The organism is Streptomyces sp. NBC_01171, from assembly GCF_045039805.1.
Lineage (GTDB): Bacteria > Actinomycetota > Actinomycetes > Streptomycetales > Streptomycetaceae > Streptomyces.
In genome coordinates this window covers 1268353-1285882 of the sequence record NZ_CP108609.1, presented here as the reverse complement: position 1 = coordinate 1285882, position 17530 = coordinate 1268353, and the positions used below count along the sequence as shown (strand labels likewise).

At 71.9% G+C, this 17530-nt stretch carries 17 protein-coding genes; 11 read left to right on the top strand and 6 right to left on the bottom strand.

Annotated elements, in window-relative coordinates:
• Window positions 1-103: 103 nt before the first annotated feature.
• A complete protein-coding gene (locus OG448_RS05960; protein WP_405551868.1) occupies window positions 104-913 on the top strand; it encodes a methyltransferase domain-containing protein in 810 nt (269 codons plus the stop codon).
• Here OG448_RS05960 and OG448_RS05955 read toward each other — a convergent pair.
• From OG448_RS05955 to OG448_RS05935, 5 genes are all read right to left on the bottom strand, one after another.
• On the bottom strand, window positions 897-2033 hold the full coding sequence (locus tag OG448_RS05955; RefSeq protein WP_405551867.1) for a transaldolase family protein: 1137 nt from the start codon (window positions 2031-2033) through the stop codon (window positions 897-899). The genes OG448_RS05960 and OG448_RS05955 overlap by 17 nt on opposite strands.
• Window positions 2034-2047: 14 nt before the next feature.
• Complete coding sequence (locus tag OG448_RS05950) at window positions 2048-3037, bottom strand: carbohydrate kinase family protein (RefSeq protein WP_405551866.1); 990 nt, start codon at window positions 3035-3037, stop codon at window positions 2048-2050.
• Between the two features lie 57 nt (window positions 3038-3094).
• The gene (metK, locus tag OG448_RS05945; protein WP_405551865.1) at window positions 3095-4303 is read right to left on the bottom strand and encodes a methionine adenosyltransferase; all 1209 of its coding nucleotides are present in this window, start codon (window positions 4301-4303) and stop codon (window positions 3095-3097) included.
• A 64-nt stretch (window positions 4304-4367) separates the two neighbouring features.
• Entirely contained in the window at window positions 4368-5657 is a 1290-nt protein-coding gene (locus tag OG448_RS05940) for an MFS transporter (RefSeq protein ID WP_405551864.1), read from the bottom strand.
• 50 nt (window positions 5658-5707) lie between these two features.
• Window positions 5708-6562 carry a BTAD domain-containing putative transcriptional regulator gene (locus tag OG448_RS05935; protein ID WP_405551863.1) on the bottom strand — a complete coding sequence of 285 codons (855 nt, stop codon included), beginning with the start codon at window positions 6560-6562 and terminating at the stop codon, window positions 5708-5710.
• A gap of 219 nt (window positions 6563-6781) precedes the next feature.
• Here OG448_RS05935 and OG448_RS05930 point away from each other — a divergent pair, with 219 nt between their 5' ends.
• The 10 genes from OG448_RS05930 (at window position 6782) to OG448_RS05885 (ending at window position 16474) form a co-directional block, all read left to right on the top strand.
• On the top strand, window positions 6782-7456 hold the full coding sequence (locus tag OG448_RS05930; protein WP_405551862.1) for an HAD family hydrolase: 675 nt from the start codon (window positions 6782-6784) through the stop codon (window positions 7454-7456).
• Window positions 7457-7529: 73 nt separating this feature from the next.
• The gene (locus OG448_RS05925) at window positions 7530-8768 is read left to right on the top strand and encodes a transaldolase family protein (RefSeq protein WP_405551861.1); all 1239 of its coding nucleotides are present in this window, start codon (window positions 7530-7532) and stop codon (window positions 8766-8768) included.
• A 50-nt stretch (window positions 8769-8818) separates the two neighbouring features.
• Complete coding sequence (locus OG448_RS05920; protein WP_405551860.1) at window positions 8819-9571, top strand: hypothetical protein; 753 nt, start codon at window positions 8819-8821, stop codon at window positions 9569-9571.
• Window positions 9568-10320 carry an SDR family NAD(P)-dependent oxidoreductase gene (locus OG448_RS05915; protein WP_405551859.1) on the top strand — a complete coding sequence of 251 codons (753 nt, stop codon included), beginning with the start codon at window positions 9568-9570 and terminating at the stop codon, window positions 10318-10320. Before OG448_RS05920 ends, OG448_RS05915 begins: the two co-directional genes overlap by 4 nt.
• Before the next feature lie 48 nt (window positions 10321-10368).
• A complete protein-coding gene (locus OG448_RS05910; RefSeq protein ID WP_405551858.1) occupies window positions 10369-11502 on the top strand; it encodes a hypothetical protein in 1134 nt (377 codons plus the stop codon).
• A gap of 45 nt (window positions 11503-11547) precedes the next feature.
• On the top strand, window positions 11548-12312 hold the full coding sequence (locus OG448_RS05905; RefSeq protein WP_405551857.1) for a class I SAM-dependent methyltransferase: 765 nt from the start codon (window positions 11548-11550) through the stop codon (window positions 12310-12312).
• Window positions 12313-12323: 11 nt separating this feature from the next.
• The gene (locus OG448_RS05900; protein WP_405551856.1) at window positions 12324-13649 is read left to right on the top strand and encodes a nitrate/nitrite transporter; all 1326 of its coding nucleotides are present in this window, start codon (window positions 12324-12326) and stop codon (window positions 13647-13649) included.
• Window positions 13642-14253 carry an adenylyl-sulfate kinase gene (gene cysC / locus OG448_RS05895; protein ID WP_405551855.1) on the top strand — a complete coding sequence of 204 codons (612 nt, stop codon included), beginning with the start codon at window positions 13642-13644 and terminating at the stop codon, window positions 14251-14253. The genes OG448_RS05900 and cysC overlap by 8 nt, the downstream gene beginning before the upstream one ends.
• Window positions 14250-15185 (top strand): sulfate adenylyltransferase subunit CysD, encoded by a 936-nt coding sequence (gene cysD / locus OG448_RS05890; RefSeq protein WP_391292964.1) that lies wholly within the window; start codon window positions 14250-14252, stop codon window positions 15183-15185. Before cysC ends, cysD begins: the two co-directional genes overlap by 4 nt.
• 2 nt (window positions 15186-15187) lie before the next feature.
• Window positions 15188-16474, top strand: a complete 1287-nt coding sequence (locus OG448_RS05885; RefSeq protein ID WP_405551854.1) for a sulfate adenylyltransferase subunit 1 — start codon at window positions 15188-15190, stop codon at window positions 16472-16474.
• A gap of 48 nt (window positions 16475-16522) precedes the next feature.
• Here the strand turns inward: OG448_RS05885 and OG448_RS05880 are convergent, their stop codons facing one another.
• Window positions 16523-17356, bottom strand: coding sequence for an alpha/beta fold hydrolase (locus OG448_RS05880; RefSeq protein WP_405551853.1), 834 nt, complete (start codon window positions 17354-17356; stop codon window positions 16523-16525).
• Window positions 17357-17530: the final 174 nt, after the last annotated feature.

Here is a 17530-nt window from a genome sequence, read left to right as displayed (position 1 = left end):
ACGCCTCGCCCCGGCGGTGAGGGTGGAACGGTGGGGCACCACGAGGTCTCCGCACCACGCACCTCCGACATGAGTGCCCGCTCCAGGAAGGACGAGGATGCCGATGGGCAGCACCGCTCACGACGACACCGCCCGGTTACCCGCCACGGCCCTGACCGATGCTTGCCGCGGCGACATGCCGAGGGACCCGCGGGAGATACGCAGCTACGAGAAGTCGCTGGAACGCAGCCGGCTCTCCCTGAACCGCCCGGACCGGCCCCGCGAGTTCACCATGCTCGGACGCCGCTGGGACCTGCTCGACCACGTCTTCGCGCCGCCCTACTCGCCGTCCACCCGTACCGCGGTCGAACTGCTCGGCCTGGACTCCGCCGCGCCGCCGGGTACGGCCGCGCCGTTCGCCGCCGACGCGCCCGCCTTCCTCGAAGTCGGGTCGGGCGCCGGGGTCATCGCCGTCCTGGCGGCGCTGGCCGGACACCGCGTGTCCGCCGTCGACGTCAACGAGCACGCCGTGCGCAACACCGTACTCAACGCGGCCAGGCACGGCGTCGCGGACCGTGTCGACGCGGTGCACGGAGACCTCCTCGCCCCCTTCGCGGGCCGCCGCTTCGACCGGATCTTCTGGAGCTCGAACTACGTCCTGGCACCCGAGGAGTACGTCTTCGACAGCGACCACGAGCGCGCCTACGTCGACCCCGGCTACCGCGCCCACCGCCGCTACCTCACGGAGGCCGTGCACCACCTCACCCCGGCCGGCCGGGCGCTGCTGCACTTCTGCGACCGCGGCCAGCTCGATGTGCTGACCCGCATCGCCGCGGAAGAGGGCCGCGCCCTGCGGACCCTGGCCGGACGGGTGGTCCTGGAGGGCGAGTGCGCCGTACGGCACGTCCTCCTCGAGATCAGCGCCGTGGAGTGACGGAAGGAAGCGCCCGGCGCCGGGGCATCCTGTCCCGGACGGCCTCCAGGAAGGCGGCCCGTTCACGGTCGTGCGCCCGCTGCGCGTGCCGGGTCAGGGTCTCCGCCAGGCAGCCGAGGTGGACGCCATGACGGCGCAGCGCGTTGAGGTCACGCCGGGCGTCCGGCGTGCGGGACGCGAGGCTGTCGCCGAGGGGCACCGGCCCGAGGGCGAGCCCGACGGCGGTTTCCGGAGAGACGACATGGGCGGTCCGCCAGCCCACGATCTCCCTCACCTGCGCGGGTGTCGAAGTGTGCCAGGCGAGGCGGTGGGGCAGCGCACCTGCGGAGCGCAGGGCGCGCCAACGCTCGCCGCCCAACCGCCGGTCGAGATGGCCGTGGACGGCACGGGCGAGCGTGAGGCCCGCGAGACCCGGTGCCGGGTGTCTCTCTGCCGTGCGAGCCAGCGCGTCCTCCACGGCCGCGTCGACCTCGCCCACCGCCACACACGGCACGCAGACCGAGCGGGCCGGATCGCGGCCTTCGCGCACCGCGTCCTCCAGCCCGTTCAAGTGGGCGTCCAGCACCTCCGCGAACCGCTCCTCGGAGCAGACCCGGGTCGCGGAGGTCCCCACGCCTTCCCGGGCGCAGACACGCAGGACGTCGAGCCCGCTCCGGGTCGCCGCCACGTCGACGAGGAGGTTGCGCCGGCCCACGTCCGCGGCGAGCCCCAGGGCCTCCGACGCGGAGCCGTCCGCGCCGTCGGTGCGCACCCAGCCGTCCAGACCGCCCGCCCTGGCGTGCACGGGGGCCAGCACCCGGCACGCCCACCGGGCGTCGGTGCGCAGCAGTTCCCGCCCGATGCGCTCCGGCGTCCAGCCGGCCCGCGCCAGGGCGTCCACCTGCGGTTGGTACGAGGTGCCTGCCCGGCGCAGTTCGTCCGTCATCGCGGCCAGCGAGAGCACCGCGCCGCTGACCAGGCCACCGCGCACCCAGGCCCGCAGGGTGCCGTCGAGGAGGTGACGCCGGCTCACCCGGTCGAGCCAGAGCGCCACGCCCTCCGCGGACAGAGCCCGCAGCGCCCCGCTGTCGTGCGGGACACGCGGGAGGGTCCGGCCGGAATCGCGTGGCTTCGACGACATCGTTCCCCCCGCTCTCATCCGGCGCGGACCCGGGTCAGATGGGGTGCGAGCGACAGCGCCACGGGCTCGCCGTAGGTGTCGGTGACCCGGCCGAGGAGGCCGGCGGTGTCGATCTCGTACTCCTGCGGCCCCTTGGCCTCCAGCGCGAGAGTCGCGAGGCCGCAGCCCAGCGCGGCGGCGGCTTCCGGGCTCACGCCCCAGCCGGTGGCGGCGAGGAAACCCGCCCGGAAGGCGTCCCCGACGCCGGTGGGGTCGACGGCGTGACGGGCCGGCACGGCGGGGTGACGGGCCGGACGCTCTCCGGTTCGTTCGACGCGGACGCCTTCGGCGCCGAGGGTGGTGAGCCAGGTGCCCACCCGTGTCAGCACCTCGTGGTGCGACCAGCCGGTGCGTTCCACGAGCAGGGCGGCCTCGTACTCGTTGGTGAACAAGTACGCTGCGCCGTCCACGAGTTCGCGTGCCTCGCCGTCGGTGAGCCGGGCCAGTTGCTGCGAGGGGTCCGCGGCGAACGGGACGCCGCCCGCGCGGCACTCGCGGGTGTGGCGCAGCATGGCCTCGGGTGCGTCGGGGCCGATGAGCACGAGCCCGAAGGGGCCGTGCCGGCGGGCGGTCGCGAGGAGGTCGATGTCGGCGGCCTCCGCCATCGCTCCGGCGTAGAAGACGGCGATCTGGTTCTGGTCGGTGTCCGTGGTGCACATGAAGCGGGCCGTGTGCCGGGTGGCGGAGACGTGTACGGCGGCGGTGTCGACGCCGTGTTCCCCGAGCTGGACCTCGTAGTCGGCGAAGTCGGCGCCGACCGCCCCCACCAGCAGCGGGGTCTCGCCCAGCCGCCCAAGGCCCAGCGCGATGTTGGCCGCCACACCCCCGCGCCGCACCTCCAGGTCGTCCACCAGGAAGGACAGCGAGACGTGATCGACCTGCTGGGCGAGGATCTGGTCCCGGAACCGGCCGGGGAACACGGCGAGGTGATCGGTGGCGATGGAACCGGATACGGCGATGCGCACGGTGTGACTCCCGGGTCGGGGGCGGCGGGCGGCTGGGCGGCTCGGTGCGGCGGGGTGTCAGACGCCCGCCGCGGCGCGCAGGGCATCGACGCGGTCGGTGCGCTCCCAGGTGAAGTCGGGCAGTTCACGGCCGAAGTGCCCGTAGGCCGCGGTCTGGGCGTAGATGGGCCGCAACAGGTCCAGGTCCCGGATGACGGCGGCCGGGCGCAGGTCGAAGACCTCCCTGATCGCCTTCTCGATGGCGGCCTGCGCAACGGTGGCGGTACCGAAGGTCTCCACGAACAGGCCGACGGGCTCGGCCTTGCCGATGGCGTAGGCGACCTGGACCTCGCACCGCCGGGCGAGCCGCGCCGCGACGACGTTCTTGGCGACCCAGCGCATGGCGTAGGCGGCGGAGCGGTCGACCTTGGAGGGGTCCTTGCCGGAGAAGGCGCCCCCGCCGTGGCGGGCGTATCCGCCGTAGGTGTCGATGATGATCTTCCGGCCGGTCAGTCCGGCGTCGCCCATCGGCCCGCCGACCTCGAAGCGGCCGGTCGGGTTGACCAGCAGCCGGTACCCGTCCGTCGCCAGGGCGGGACCGGACTCGGCGAGCTCCTTGAGGACGTGGTCCACCACGTGGGTGCGGACGTCGGGGGTCAGCAGCGCGTCGAGGTCCACGTCGGCGGCGTGCTGGGAGGAGACGACCACGGTGTCCAGCCGGGCCGGGCGGCTTCCCTCGTACTCGATGGTGACCTGGGTCTTGCCGTCGGGGCGCAGGTAGGGGAGGGTGCCGTTCTTGCGGACCTCGGTGAGGCGGCGGGAGAGCCGGTGGGCGAGGTGGATGGGCAGCGGCATCAGCTCGGGCGTCTCGTCGGAGGCGTAACCGAACATCAGGCCCTGGTCGCCGGCGCCCTGCCGGTCCAGTTCCTGGTCGCCGCCCTCGATGCGTGACTCGTAGGCGGTGTCGACGCCCTGGGCGATGTCGGGGGACTGGGCGCCGATCGCGACCGACACCCCGCAGGACGCGCCGTCGAAGCCTTTGGTCGAGGAGTCGTAGCCGATCTCCAGCACCTTGTCCCGGACCAGTTGGGCGATCGGCGCGTAGGCGCTGGTGCTGACCTCGCCGGCCACGTGCACCAGGCCGGTGGTGAGCATCGTCTCCACGGCCACGCGTGCGGTGGGGTCCTGGGCGATGAGGGCGTCGAGGATGGTGTCGCTGATCTGGTCGGCGATCTTGTCGGGGTGTCCCTCCGTGACCGACTCGGAGGTGAAGAGGCGACGGGACATGGGTTCCTGCCTTTCGCTCGTGCGGGGAATCGGAAGGGGCGGGTGGGATCAGGGCGGGGCGGGATCAGGGGCGCGGCCCTCCGGGGGCGCCGGTCCGGGCCAGTGCGAGGCCCTTGGTCTCGGGAGCGGCACGCAGCGAGACCGCCGCGCCGAACAGCGAGACCGCCGCGCCGCACAGCATCACCGCGCCCACGCCCCACGACGTCAGAGCGGTCGGCACCAGGAAGGTGCCGACGGCACCGCCGACGCGGCTGCACGCGGCGGCGAAACCGATACCGGTGGCGCGGATCTCCGTCGGGAAGACCTCGCTGGGGTAGACCGCCTGAAGCGTGCTGCCGGCGGCATGGCTCAGCGCGAAGGCGGCGAAGCAGACGGCGGTGAGGAGCCCCGGGCCGCCGGGGGCCACGCCCAGGACCAGCAGGGCGGCGGTGGCCACGAAGAACGGGACGACGAGCAGCGGGCGGCGGCCGACGCGGTCCATCAGCAGGACACCGCAGAGACAGCCCAGCAGGAGGAAGGTGTTGAGAACCACCTCCGTCGCGCCGCCGGTCGTCCCCAGCGAGGACAGCACCTGCGGCGCGAACGTGGAGATGGCGAAGAACGGGGTGACCTGGCACAGCCAGAAGGTGCTGGTGAAGAGGGCACGCCCGCGGTAGGCGGCGGAGAACAGGCTGGGCCGGCCGAGGCCGGGCCGGGTGTCGTCCCCGAGTTCCGCGAGGGTGCAGCCGAGCCACCGGCGGCACACGGCGTCCGCCTCCCGGTGACGCCCCCGGGCGGCGAGCCAGCGGGGCGACTCGGGGGTGCCGAGCCGGGCCAGCAGCACCACCACGGACGGGATCGCGCTCGTGGCGAGGATCCACCGCCAGACGTACGGCCCCTCCAGGCCGGCCGCCATGGCCAGGCCGGTCAGGGTGGCCAGCACGTAGCCGACGTACCAGTAGGCGATGAGCGAGCCGAGCAGGCGCCCCCGACGGGCGGGCGGCGCGAACTCCGCGACCAGAGCGCCGGCGATGGCGTAGTCGGCGCCGACCGCCATGCCCATCACCAACCGGACCAGGAAGAGCTCGGTGCCCGAGCCGACGGTCAGTTGCAGGAGCGAGCCGGCGACGAAGACCAGGAGGTCGACGAGGTACATGCGCTGGCGGCCGACACGGTCGGTGAGCCGGCCGAAGGCGAGGCCGCCGAGGAAGATGCCGAGCAGGGAGGACGCGCCGATCAGGCCGGTGGCGGTGGTGCCGAGTGCCAGGTCGTCACGGGCCAGGGGCAGCGCGGCGCCCACGACGCCCAGCACCCAGCCGTCGCAGACCTCGCCGCCGCCGGCGCACACCGCGATGCGGGTCTGGAAGCGGCGCACGGTCCGTGCGTCTGGGCGTGCGGCCGCGGGAGCCGCGGTCGTGGACGTGGTCACCGTCCCGCCACCAGGTCCAGCGAGAGCCGCAGGTTGCGCGGCGCGACGACGTCCAGCGTGCGGTCCTCCGCGAGCACCGCGGTCTGCAGGCTGCGTAACTTGTGGGACGGCTCGATGCCGAGGTCCTCGACCAGCCGGCGGTTGAGCCCCTGGTACACGTCGAGGGCCTGGGCGGTGCGGCCGGACCGGTAGAGGGCCAGCATGTACTGGGCGTGCAGGTTCTCCTGTGTGGGGAAACGGGAGACCAGGTCCCCGAGTTCGGAGATGAGCTGGTGGTGCATGCCCAGGCGCAGTTCCGCGTCCAGGCACTGTTCCAGGGCCGTCATCCGGATGCCCTCCAGGCGGGTGACGTGGGCCTGGAGATGCATCCCGGTCTCGACGTCGGCCAGGGTGGCGCCGCGCCACAGCCGCAGGGCGCCGCGCAGCGCGTGCGAGATCTCCCGTGCGTCGTCACCGGCCCGCGCGCCCCGCGCCTGGGCGAGCTGCTCGTCCAGGGTGTGCACGTCGAGGGAGCCGGTGGACAGGTTGAGGACGTAGCCCTGGTGGTGGGTCTCAAGGACCCGCTTGGCGGCGTCGGTGGTCCCGATGCCCGGCAGCGCGGCCAGCGCCTGGCGGATGCGGAACACCCGCGTGTGCAGGCTCTGTACGGCGCTGCGCGGGGCGTCCTCGCCCCACAGTTCCTGCACGCAGGTGTTCAACGTCACCAGGGAGCCCTCGTTCAGCACCAGCAGGGCGAGAAGTTGCCGTGTCTTGGGGGCTGATGGCAGTCGGTCCGTGCCCTGCTCGGAGGCCGCCGAGGTCGTCGCGGTGTCGAGGTCGGCGGTGAGCGGGCCGAGAACTCCGAACTTCATGCACGTTCCTCTCGTATGAAGGACGGGGGAGCCGCGGGAGGTCCCGCCTTCTCCACCGTAGGAACGTGTCGCGCCAACCGCGTACTGTGCGCGGCCGGTTGACCGGGACTCCGTCATTGCTGGCCGCTTTGTGACGGTACGAGGCGATATCGGCGCCCGGGTGCGGGCCGGGTAGCGGAGCGTCAGCCGATCGTAAGGACCGGCTGCTGTGCTGAAGTCATGGAACAGCGACTGGTCATTTTCGACTGCGACGGAGTGCTGGTCGACAGCGAGACGCTCAGCGCCGAAGTCCTGCGCACCATGACGGCACCCGAACTGGCACTCACCTCCGCCGAGGCGCTCGCCCTGCTGCGCGGACGCAAGGTGGCCCTCTGGGTCCAGGAGCTCGGCGAACGCCTCGGGCGCCCGCTGGGCGAGGAGTTCATCGCCGCGTTCCGGCGACGGACCCTCGCCGCCTTCACGGACGGACTGCTGCCGGTGCCCGGCGTGCACGATCTGCTGGCCGGCCTGTCTCTGCCCTACTGCACCGCCTCCAGTGCCCCCCGGGAAAAGATCACCCACACCCTGTCCGTCACGGGCCTCCTGCCCTACTTCGAGGGCCGCATCTTCAGCGCCTACGAGGTGGGCTCCTGGAAACCGGAGCCGGACCTGTTCCTGCACGCCGCGCACCACCTCGGCACCCCGGCACACCGCTGCGCCGTGGTGGAGGACTCCTTGGTCGGCGTGCAGGCGGCGGTCGCCGCCCGGATGACCGTCTTCGGCTACGCCCCGCCCGGCAGCGGCACCGCCGCCGAGCTGGCCGAGGCCGGCGCGAGCGTCTTCACCTCGATGGCGGAGCTGCCCGCCCTCCTCGGACACCGGCTCGCCACGACACCGCCGGCCCCCGCCGCCTAGGGCCCGGCCCGGACCCGCTCACCGTGCCCGTCAGCTTCCCCGCGGGGAAGCGGATCGGAAGGTACTGCTCACGATGTCGATCGTCCTCGAAGAGATACAGCGTCTCAGTCCGGCCGCCGAGATCTGGTGGGACTCCTCACCGCTGGACTTCACCGGCTGGCGCGACCGGTTCCTGGCCGGCGCCCCGGACCGGGCGTCCCGCGAACGCTGGGAAAGCCAACTGCGCACCTTCCTGTGTCCCGACGACCCCGACGTCTCGCTCGTGCGCGGCGTCACCACCAACCCCTCGCTCGTCGCCCGGAGCGTGCTGGCCACCCCGCGGCCGTGGGAGGAGTGGATCGACCGGACGGTGCGCGAGCAGCCGTTGCCCGACCTCGACCACACCTTCCACCTGGTCTACGAGGAGGCGCTGCGCCGCGCGGCCCGCGCCATGCGCCCCATGTGGGAGGCGACCGGCGGCCGCTACGGATGGGTCTCCGGACAGCTCGACCCGCGGCTGATGTTCAACGCCGCGGCCATGACCGAACAGGGCCTGAGGATCGCGCGGATAGCGCCCAACCTGATGGTGAAGGTGCCCGGCTCGGCCGCCGGCTACCAGACCATCCGGACCCTGGTCGGCCACGGCATCTCCGTCAACAACACGCTCTCCTACACCGTCCCTCAGTTCCTCGCCTGCGTGGACGCCGTGAACGGCGGACTGCGGGACGCCAAGCGCCGCGGCGCGGACACCACCCGCTGGCGCGCGGTCTTCACGCACATGATCGGCCGGTTCGGCGCCAACACCGACCTGCTCCACGAGGCGGCGGCCCGCGACGTCGAACTGACGGCAACGGACCTGCGCTGGGGCGAGATGGCCGTCCTCAAACGCATCCACCAGCTCATCGCCGAGCACGGCCACCCGGTCAAGCCGCTGCTCTCCAGCCTGGAGGCCGACGACCCGGCCCAGGGCTTCGGCGGCCTCAGCATGCACCTGGAGCACAGCGCCGGCGGCTCCGTCGCCTACACCTGCAAGCCGCAGTTCGTCGCGGACGTCGTGCGGCGCGAGGCGGAGCTGCCCCGGCTGGACGCCGAGGCGATCCACTCCGGCATCCCCGAGCAGGTCATGGACAAGCTGATGTGGCTGCCCTCCTTCCAGCGCGGCTACCTCGCCGACGGCATGTCCAGCGACCAGTTCGCGCACTACGGCGCGTTCACCGCCACCTATGCCGAGGTCCTCGGCAACACCCGGCGCCTGCTGGACTTCGTCGCCCGCCGCTTCCAGGCCCTCTCCAGCCGGGCCCGTCCGCTCAGCCTGTCCGGCCACCCCCGGTGACCGCCCGCCCGGCGCCGTCCCGTCCACGTCTGTCCAGGAGGCAGGAGCCCGTGCACCCGTCGATCGCACTGTGGAGCCACCCGCGCTCCCTGTCCACGGCCGTCGAACGCTCCTTCATCGAGCGCGGTGACTTCACCGTCTTCCACGAGGAGTTCGCCTACGTCTTCTTCATGCACGAACAGCGGGCCGCCATCCCGCACAAGAACCCGCAGGACGGCCACCCGCTCACCTACCCGGACGTGCGGCGGATGATGGAGGAGGCACGGGCCGAACGCCCGGTGTTCCACAAGGACTTCCCCTACCACTGCCTCGACCACCTGCTCGCCGACCCCGGGTACCTTCGCGGCCAGACGCACACCTTCCTGGTGCGCGACCCGGAGGAGGCCGTGCTCTCGCACGCCACCGTCCACCCCGGAGTCACCCGTGAGGTCCTCGGCTACGAGCCGCTGGCCCGGCTCTTCGACGCGGTGCGCGAACTGACCGGGGAGACCCCGGTCGTGATCAACGCCGCGGACCTCGCCGCCGACCCCGAGCGGACCCTGGCCGCCTACTGCGCGGCCATCGGCGTGCCCTTCCGGCCCGAGGCCCTGCGCTGGTCCAGCGGCGAACGCGGCGAGTGGGCCACCTGGAGCGGCTGGCACACCGACGTCGCGGCCAGCACCGGCATCGGCGCCCCCGCCCGCAAGTACCGCGTGAGCTACGAGGACGCGCCCCACCTGCGCGAGTTCGTCCAGTACTGCAAGCCGTTCTACGACCACATCGACCAGTACCGGCTCCAGCCGGAGAAGGAGACCGTGGCATGACGACCGACGCCCTGACCCCCGAAACCCGCACGATCATCGTCACCGGCGGCGCCAGCGGCGTGGGCAAGGCGCTCGTGGCCCGCCTGCTCGACGCCGGGCACACCGTGGTGACCTGCGACATCGACGAGGCCGGCCTGAAGGAACTGGCCGCGGAGCACGCCGGCCGCCCCCTGGAGACGCACGTGCGCGACGTGGCCTCGCACGAGGACTGCGACGCCTTCATGGACGACGTCATCGCCGCCCACCCCGAGGTGGACGGCCTGGTCAACAACGCCGGTCTCTACCTCGGACAGCCGGTGTGGGAGTACGACGACGCCACCATCGAGCGGGTCATCGCCGTCAACGTCAAGGGACCCGTCTGGCTCTCCCGCCGCTTCGCCGGCCATCTGCTGCCCGCCGAGCGACGCGGCTCCATCGTCAACCTGGCCTCCGTCGCGGGCGAGGTCGGCAGCTCCGACGCCCTGTACGGCACCGTCAAGGCCGGGGTCATCGGCCTGACCAAGTCCAACGCCATGAACTTCGCCCCGTACATCCGGGTCAACGTGGTCTCGCCCGGCCTCATCGTCGACACGGCCATCGCGGACCGCATACCCGACTACCGCTACGCCGAGTACAAGCGCCAGGAGCAGCTCGACGGCGACATCCGCCCCGAGTACGTCGCCGATGTCTGCGTCTACCTGCTGTCCGACGCGTCGCGCACGCTCACCGGCGCGCTCCTGCGGTCCGACAACGGCTGCTACCCCCGCTGACCGGCCCACCGCCTCCGCACCCGAACGGCGCCGGAGGAAGGAGACACCGTGACGACCAAGCCCCTCATCATGCTCGTCGGCGTGGGCGACCTGTCGGCGAGGGTCCTGAACATGCTGCTGGCCGACCCCGCCACCGACCGCGTGGTGCTCGCCGGCCGCGACCCCGAGGCCCTGCGCCGCCGGGCCAACCTCGCCCGCTTCACCGCCACCAACATCAGCCGGCCGCCCACGCCCCCTCAGGCCGTCGCCATGGACCTGTGGGACGTGGACGCGACGAGCGCCACGCTCGCCGAGGTACGCCCCGACATCATCGTCATGGGCGCCTCCCTCCAGTCCTGGCGGGTGATCACCCAACTGCCCAAGCCGGTCTTCGAGGAGCTGGACGAGGCCCAGTTCGGCCCTTGGCTGCCGATGCACCTCACCCTCAACCACCTCCTGATGCGCGCGGTACACGCCTCGGGCACCGGTGCCAAGGTCGTCAACGCGGCCTTCCCCGACGCCGTGGGACCCGTGCTCCAGCGGGTGGGGCTCGCCCCGACGGTGGGCGCCGGCAACGTGGCCAACATCGTGCCGGCCCTCACCCACGGCGCCGCCATGCTGCTCGACGCCGACCCCGGCCAGGTGGAGGTGCGGCTCACCAGCCAGCACTACTTCAGCCACTACGTGCCCCGCTTCGGCGACGCCGGCCGCGGCGCCTACGACCTGGACGTCCGGCTGACCGGCGGCGAGGCACAGCGCATCGACCACGGCGAGCTGTTCCGTCTGCTGGACGGCCCGCTCAAGCGGATCGGCGGCATCGAGGGCCAGCTCCTCACCGCCTCCTCGGTGGTGCGCGTGGTGCACGGCCTGGCCACCGACAGCGGAGTACGCGCCCACGCCCCGGCCCCCGACGGCCTCCCCGGCGGCTACCCGGTGCGTGTGTACCGGCACGGCGCCGTCCTCGACCTGCCCTCCCACCTCGACGAGGCCACCGCCGTCGCCCTCAACGAGGACTGCCAGCGCGCCGACGGCATCGACCGCATCGACGACGACGGGACGGTGCACTTCGCCGAGCGCGAGATGGCCGTCATGCGACGCCTGCTCGGCTACGACTGCCCCAGCATGAAGCTCGACGAGTCCGCCGAGTGGGCGCGTGAACTCGGCGCGAAGTACAGCGCGTTCGCCGCCCGGCACGGCGCCTGACGCCCCCGTCCCGAGCCCGGACCCGACCCTGCCCCTGGAGATCCCATGACCACAGCACGGACGATCCACCCGGTTCAGGAAGGCGCCGCGCAGTACGGCGCGTCCCTCGTCGACCGCTGGGACGACCTCATCGACTGGAACCGGCGCCGCGACGGCGAACAGGGCTTCTTCGTCGAGATCCTCGGCGGCGCCGAGGCCCACCGCGTCCTCGACACGGCCGCCGGCACCGGCTACCACTCCGTGATGCTCGCCGCCCACGGCTTCGACGTGACGGCCGTCGACGGCAGCGAGGCGATGGTCGAGCGGACCCGGCAGAACGCGGCCGCCCACGGCCACGACTTCCCCGTGCTGTGCTCCGACTGGCGCGAGCTGTCCGGACGCCTGGAGGGGACCTACGACGCGGTGGTCTGCCTGGGCAGTTCCTTCCCGCACCTGTTCGACGAGGCCGACCGCCGGGCCGTCCTCGCCCAGTTCTACGCGGCCCTGAAACCCGGCGGGATCTTCATCGTCGACCACCGCAACTTCGACGCCGTGCGCCGGCAGCGCTACCGGAGCAGCGGCAACTACTACTACTGCGGCAGCGGCGTGAGCGTCTCGGTCGACCACGCCGACGACCGGCTGTGCCGCTTCCGCTACGACTTCCCCGACGGTGACGTGCACCACCTGGAGGTCTACCCGATCCTGTCGGCCGAACTGGACGGCCTGCTGCGCGACACGGGCTTCGAATCGGTCCAGGACTTCGGCGACTTCAGGCAGGACTTCGACCTCGACGAGGCCGACTTCCTGATCCACGTCGCCCGCAAGGCGTAAGGAGAAACCACGTGACGAGCACCGTCACCGAACCACGGCAGCGGCCGGACCGGAACCGCACCGTCGCCGCGTTCGTCATCACCATCCTGCTCACCAGCTTCGTGGCCGCGACCTACGGCTTCGGGTTCTACCTGTTCGCGCAGATCGTCACCGACATGCGCGAGGACCTGGGCTTCGGCTACACCGTGGTCGGCACGGTCACCGCCGCCGGCCAGTTGGGCTTCCTCGCGTTCGCGCTGCTGGGCACCTGGGTGTCGACCCGGCTCGGCGGAGGCACCGTCACCATCGGCTCGGCCGTGCTGTGCGGACTCTGCCTCGTCCTGATCCCGATGACGGACAGCATCGTGCTCATCGGCGTCCTGCTGACCATCCTGGGCGGCACCGCCGCCTCCGTGTACGTCCCCCTGGTGGAGATCGTCGGCCGGGTCGTCGACTACCGGCACCGCGGCAAGGTACTGGGGCTGATCTCCAGCGGCACCAGCTACGGCGTCTTCGTCAACAGCCTCCTCGTGCCGTCCTTCGTCGGCTCCGGCAACTGGCGCGGCCTGTGGTACTGCGTGGGCCTGGGCACCCTGGCCGTCACCGCGGTCGCCGCCTACGCGTTCAAGCGCTACGGCCTGTTCTACAGCCCCGCGGAGAACCGGCCCGAGGAACACGAGGACGCCGGCCAGGAGGCCGCCCCCGACACCACCAGCGCGCGGGCCGGCTGGCGCATGGTGCTCGTCCGCTGGGTGGTCATCGTCTGGATCATCAAGTTCCTCAACGGGTTCGCCTGCATGCCGTTCCAGAACTACCTCTCGCCCTACCTGCGCGAAGGGCTCGGCTTCGACATCCACTTCGCCGCCCAGGTCTGGGGCACCATCGCCGTCATCGGCATGGGCGCCGGCTTCGCCGTCGGCTGGCTCTCCGACCGCATCGGCGTACGCCGTTCGATGCTGCTCTGCTACGCCATGTTCTTCACCTCGGCGCTGCTGCTGGTCCTGGCCCCCGTGGGGTACGTGCCCATGGTCTCCGGCGTCCTCTTCGCGCTGGCCTTCTACCCGATCTACGGACTGGTGCCGGCCTACGTGTCCAAGTCCGCCTCCGGGGCGGCCGCCACCGTGATCTTCGGGGTCACCAACGTCACCCAGGGCCTGGGCGGCATCGTCGGCAACTACACCGCCGGATTCCTGAAGAACGTCACGGGCGACTTCATGTGGTACTACGCCGTGATCGCCGCGGCCACCGTCGTGCTGGGCGCCCTGGTGCTGCAACTGCCCCGCGAGGGCTCCGCCGCGAGCTTCGTCGGCCCTCGCGCCCCGCGGTCCGTATCCGACAAGGAAACCAGCCATGTCTGACACCCTGTCCGCGTCCCCCGACACCCCACCCGCCCCGGACCACCACACCAGCCACGGATACTGCGCCTGCTGGCCCGGCGCGACCGTGTGGCTGACCGGCCTGCCCAGCGCGGGCAAGACCACCATCGCCCACGAGCTGGCCGGCCGGCTGCGCGGCACCGGACGCCGGGTGGAGGTGCTCGACGGGGACGAGATCCGCTCCTTCCTCTCCGCCGGCCTCGGCTTCTCCCGCGCCGACCGCGACACCAACGTCCAGCGCATCGGACTGGTCGCCGAGACCCTGGCACGCAACGGCATCGTCGCCCTGGTCCCCGTCATCGCCCCCTACGCCGACAGCCGGGACCGGGTCCGCGAACGCCATGACCGCTCCGGCACCGCCTATCTGGAGGTCCATGTGGCGACCCCGGTCGAGGTGTGCGCGGAGCGGGATGTGAAGGGGCTGTACGCCCGGCAGGCCGCGGGCGAGATCTCCGGCCTGACCGGGGTGGACGACCCCTACGAGACACCGCGGAGCCCCGACCTGCGCATCGAGTCGCACACCCAGACCGTGCGGGAATCGGCGACCTCCCTCCACACGCTGCTCAAGGAAAGGGGACTGGCATGACACAGGCCGCGACCCGCAGCACGGCCCACGAGACCCCGTACGCCCTCTCCCACCTGGATGCGCTGGAGTCGGAGGCGGTGCACATCTTCCGTGAGGTGGCGGGTGAGTTCGAGAACCCGGTGATCCTGTTCTCCGGGGGCAAGGACTCGATCGTGATGCTGCATCTGGCGCTGAAGGCGTTCGCGCCGGCCGCGGTGCCGTTCGCGCTGCTTCATGTGGACACCGGGCACAATTTCCCCGAGGTGCTGGAGTACCGGGACCGTGTGGTGGCCGCACATGGGCTGCGCCTCCATGTGGCCTCCGTACAGGACTACATCGACCGTGGTGTGCTCAGGGAACGTCCCGACGGCACCCGTAACCCGCTGCAGACGCTGCCGCTGACGGAGAAGATCCAGAGCGAGCGGTTCGACGCGGTGTTCGGCGGCGGCCGGCGCGACGAGGAGAAGGCCCGCGCCAAGGAGCGGGTGTTCTCGCTGCGTGACGAGTTCTCCCAGTGGGACCCGCGCCGCCAGCGCCCGGAACTGTGGAACCTGTACAACGGCCGCCACGCCCCCGGTGAACACGTCCGGGTGTTCCCGCTGTCCAACTGGACCGAGCTGGACGTGTGGCAGTACATCGCCCGTGAGGGCATCGAGCTGCCGGAGATCTACTTCGCGCACGAACGCGAGGTCTTCTCCCGCAGCGGCATGTGGCTGACGGCCGGCGAGTGGGGCGGCCCGAAGGAGACCGAGCCGGTCCAGACCCGGCTGGTGCGCTACCGCACGGTCGGCGACATGTCCTGCACCGGCGCCGTCGACTCCGACGCGACCACGCTGGAGGCGGTCATCACCGAGATCGCCGCATCCCGGCTCACCGAACGCGGCGCCACCCGAGCCGACGACAAACTCTCCGAAGCAGCCATGGAAGACCGCAAGCGTGAAGGGTACTTCTGACCATGACCCCGATCACCGGTACGGGCACGAGCCTGAGCACGACCGCGACCGACACACTGCGCTTCGCCACGGCCGGCTCCGTCGACGACGGCAAGTCCACTCTCGTCGGACGCCTCCTGCACGACTCCAAGTCCGTCCTCGCCGACCAGTTGGAGGCCGTCGAACACGCCTCCCGCGCCCGTGGACAGCAGAGCACCGACCTGGCGCTGCTCACCGACGGCCTGCGCGCCGAGCGCGAACAGGGCATCACCATCGACGTCGCCCACCGCTACTTCGCCACACCCCGGCGCCGCTTCATCCTGGCCGACACCCCTGGCCACGAGCAGTACACCCGGAACATGGTCACCGGCGCCTCCACCGCCGAGCTGACCGTGATCCTGGTCGACGCCCGCAACGGCGTGGTCGAGCAGACCCGACGCCACGCGGCCATCGCGGCCCTGCTCCGCGTCCCGCACGTCGTGCTCGCCGTGAACAAGATGGACCTGGTCGGCTACTCCGAGGAGGTGTTCGCCGCCATCACCGACGAGTTCGCCCGGTACGCCGCGAAACTCGGCGTCGCCGAACTCACCGCCATCCCGGTCTCCGCGCTCACCGGGGACAACGTGGTCGAACCCTCCGCGCACATGGACTGGTACGGCGGCCCCACCGTCCTGGACCACCTGGAGAACGTCCCCACGGCCGACAGCCCCGACGGCGCCCCGAGCCGGTTCCCGGTCCAGTACGTCACCCGCCCCCAGACGCCCGAACTCCCCGACTACCGCGGCTACGCCGGCCAGATGGCCTCCGGCACGCTGTACGTCGGCCAGCCCGTGTCGGTGCTCCCCTCGGGACGCACCTCCACCATCACCGGGATCGACGTGCTGGGGCGGCGCGCGGACAGGGCGTTCGCGCCGCAGTCCGTGACCGTGTCCCTCGCCGACGACGTCGATGTCTCCCGCGGCGACCTCATCGCGCCCACGGCCGACCTGCCGCCGCTGACCCGCGAGGTGACCGCGACCGTGTGCCATGTCGCGGACCAGCCCCTGGTGCCGGGCCGGCGTGTCCTGCTCAAGCACGCGACCCGCACCGTCACGGCGATCGTGCGGGACATCCCCTCCCGGCTCACCCTCGACGACCTCTCCCCTCACGCCGACCCCGGCCGGCTGGCCGCCAACGACATCGGCCGGGTCGTCGTCCGTACCGCCGAACCCATCGCCCTCGACGGCTACGCGGCCTCCCGGCGCACCGGCTCGTTCCTGCTGATCGACCCCGCGGACGGCACCACGCTCAGTGCCGGCATGGCGGACTGAAGGCTCCGGGCCGGCCGGGGTGTTCCGGCCGGCCCGCAGTGGGCCGGGTCAGCGGAGCTGGGCGAGGAAGCCGAGCAGGGCACCGGTGAGTTCGGCGGGTGCGTCCTCCTGGACCAGGTGGCCGGCCCCCGCGATGGGCTCCAGCCGGGCGCCGGGGATGCGTGCGACGAGTTCGCGCCCCTTGACCGGCGGGATCCAGGTGTCCTCCTGTCCCCAGCACACGAGGGCCGGGACGGTGATCTCGCCGTACCGCTCCTGGATCTCGTCGGTGTAGCGCTGGTCGGCCTGGGCGATCTGCCGGTAGAACGCCGCCTGCCCCTCGGCGTCCAGCCACGGTCGCACGAGCCGGTCCAGCACCGCGGGGTGCAGTCCCGGGCCGCTGGCCGAGCTGACGTACTCCCGTACCAACGCGCGGTGCAGGGCGGGCGGCAGCTCCTCGAAGACCTCGGCGTTGCCGCCGACGAGCCGGAAGAAGGGGGAGCCCCACGGAGCCAGCGCCACGGGGTCGACCAGCGCCAGCGCCCGGTAGCGGGCGTCGTGCAGCAGGTGGGCCCGCAGGGCGACGCAGCCGCCGAAGTCGTGGGCGATCACCGTCGGTTCGGTAAGGCCCCACATCGACAGGAGTTCGGTGAAGACCTCGCTCTGGGCGGCCAGGGACACGTCCTGGCCCTTGAACTTCTCCGACTCGCCGTAGCCGGGCATGTCCCAGACGAACACCTGGTGGTGACGGGCGAGCGTCCGGGCGATGTCACGCCACACATAGGAGGAGAAGGGGGTGCCGTGCAGCAGCACGACGGGGTCCTGTCCGGGCTGCCCGAGGCTGTTCCAGCGCACGGTCCCCGCCGTGCTGCGATACGTCTCGTCGAGCTGCCATTCACGCATGTGTTTCGTCCCTGTCGTCGCTGTCTGCCCGATGGATGATCAAGCCGTCTTCCCGAGCCTGCAACACGGGCGTCCACTTATGAGCCAGCCCGCCACAGCGAGTCGGAGCCGACATGCGGGGCACCGGGCCGCGAGGCATACTGTCGGGGGCCTTGGGGATCTGGTTACGCTGCG

Coding starts and splice junctions, on each gene's coding strand:
- OG448_RS05935 (WP_405551863.1), bottom strand. CDS start 6,562: ATGAAGTTCGGAGTTCTCGGCCCGCTCACCGCCGACCTCGACACCGCG.
- OG448_RS05960 (WP_405551868.1), top strand. CDS start 104: ATGGGCAGCACCGCTCACGACGACACCGCCCGGTTACCCGCCACGGCC.
- OG448_RS05925 (WP_405551861.1), top strand. CDS start 7,530: ATGTCGATCGTCCTCGAAGAGATACAGCGTCTCAGTCCGGCCGCCGAG.
- cysD (WP_391292964.1), top strand. CDS start 14,250: ATGACACAGGCCGCGACCCGCAGCACGGCCCACGAGACCCCGTACGCC.
- OG448_RS05885 (WP_405551854.1), top strand. CDS start 15,188: ATGACCCCGATCACCGGTACGGGCACGAGCCTGAGCACGACCGCGACC.
- cysC (WP_405551855.1), top strand. CDS start 13,642: ATGTCTGACACCCTGTCCGCGTCCCCCGACACCCCACCCGCCCCGGAC.
- OG448_RS05905 (WP_405551857.1), top strand. CDS start 11,548: ATGACCACAGCACGGACGATCCACCCGGTTCAGGAAGGCGCCGCGCAG.
- metK (WP_405551865.1), bottom strand. CDS start 4,303: ATGTCCCGTCGCCTCTTCACCTCCGAGTCGGTCACGGAGGGACACCCC.
- OG448_RS05880 (WP_405551853.1), bottom strand. CDS start 17,356: ATGCGTGAATGGCAGCTCGACGAGACGTATCGCAGCACGGCGGGGACC.
- OG448_RS05930 (WP_405551862.1), top strand. CDS start 6,782: ATGGAACAGCGACTGGTCATTTTCGACTGCGACGGAGTGCTGGTCGAC.
- OG448_RS05955 (WP_405551867.1), bottom strand. CDS start 2,033: ATGTCGTCGAAGCCACGCGATTCCGGCCGGACCCTCCCGCGTGTCCCG.
- OG448_RS05915 (WP_405551859.1), top strand. CDS start 9,568: ATGACGACCGACGCCCTGACCCCCGAAACCCGCACGATCATCGTCACC.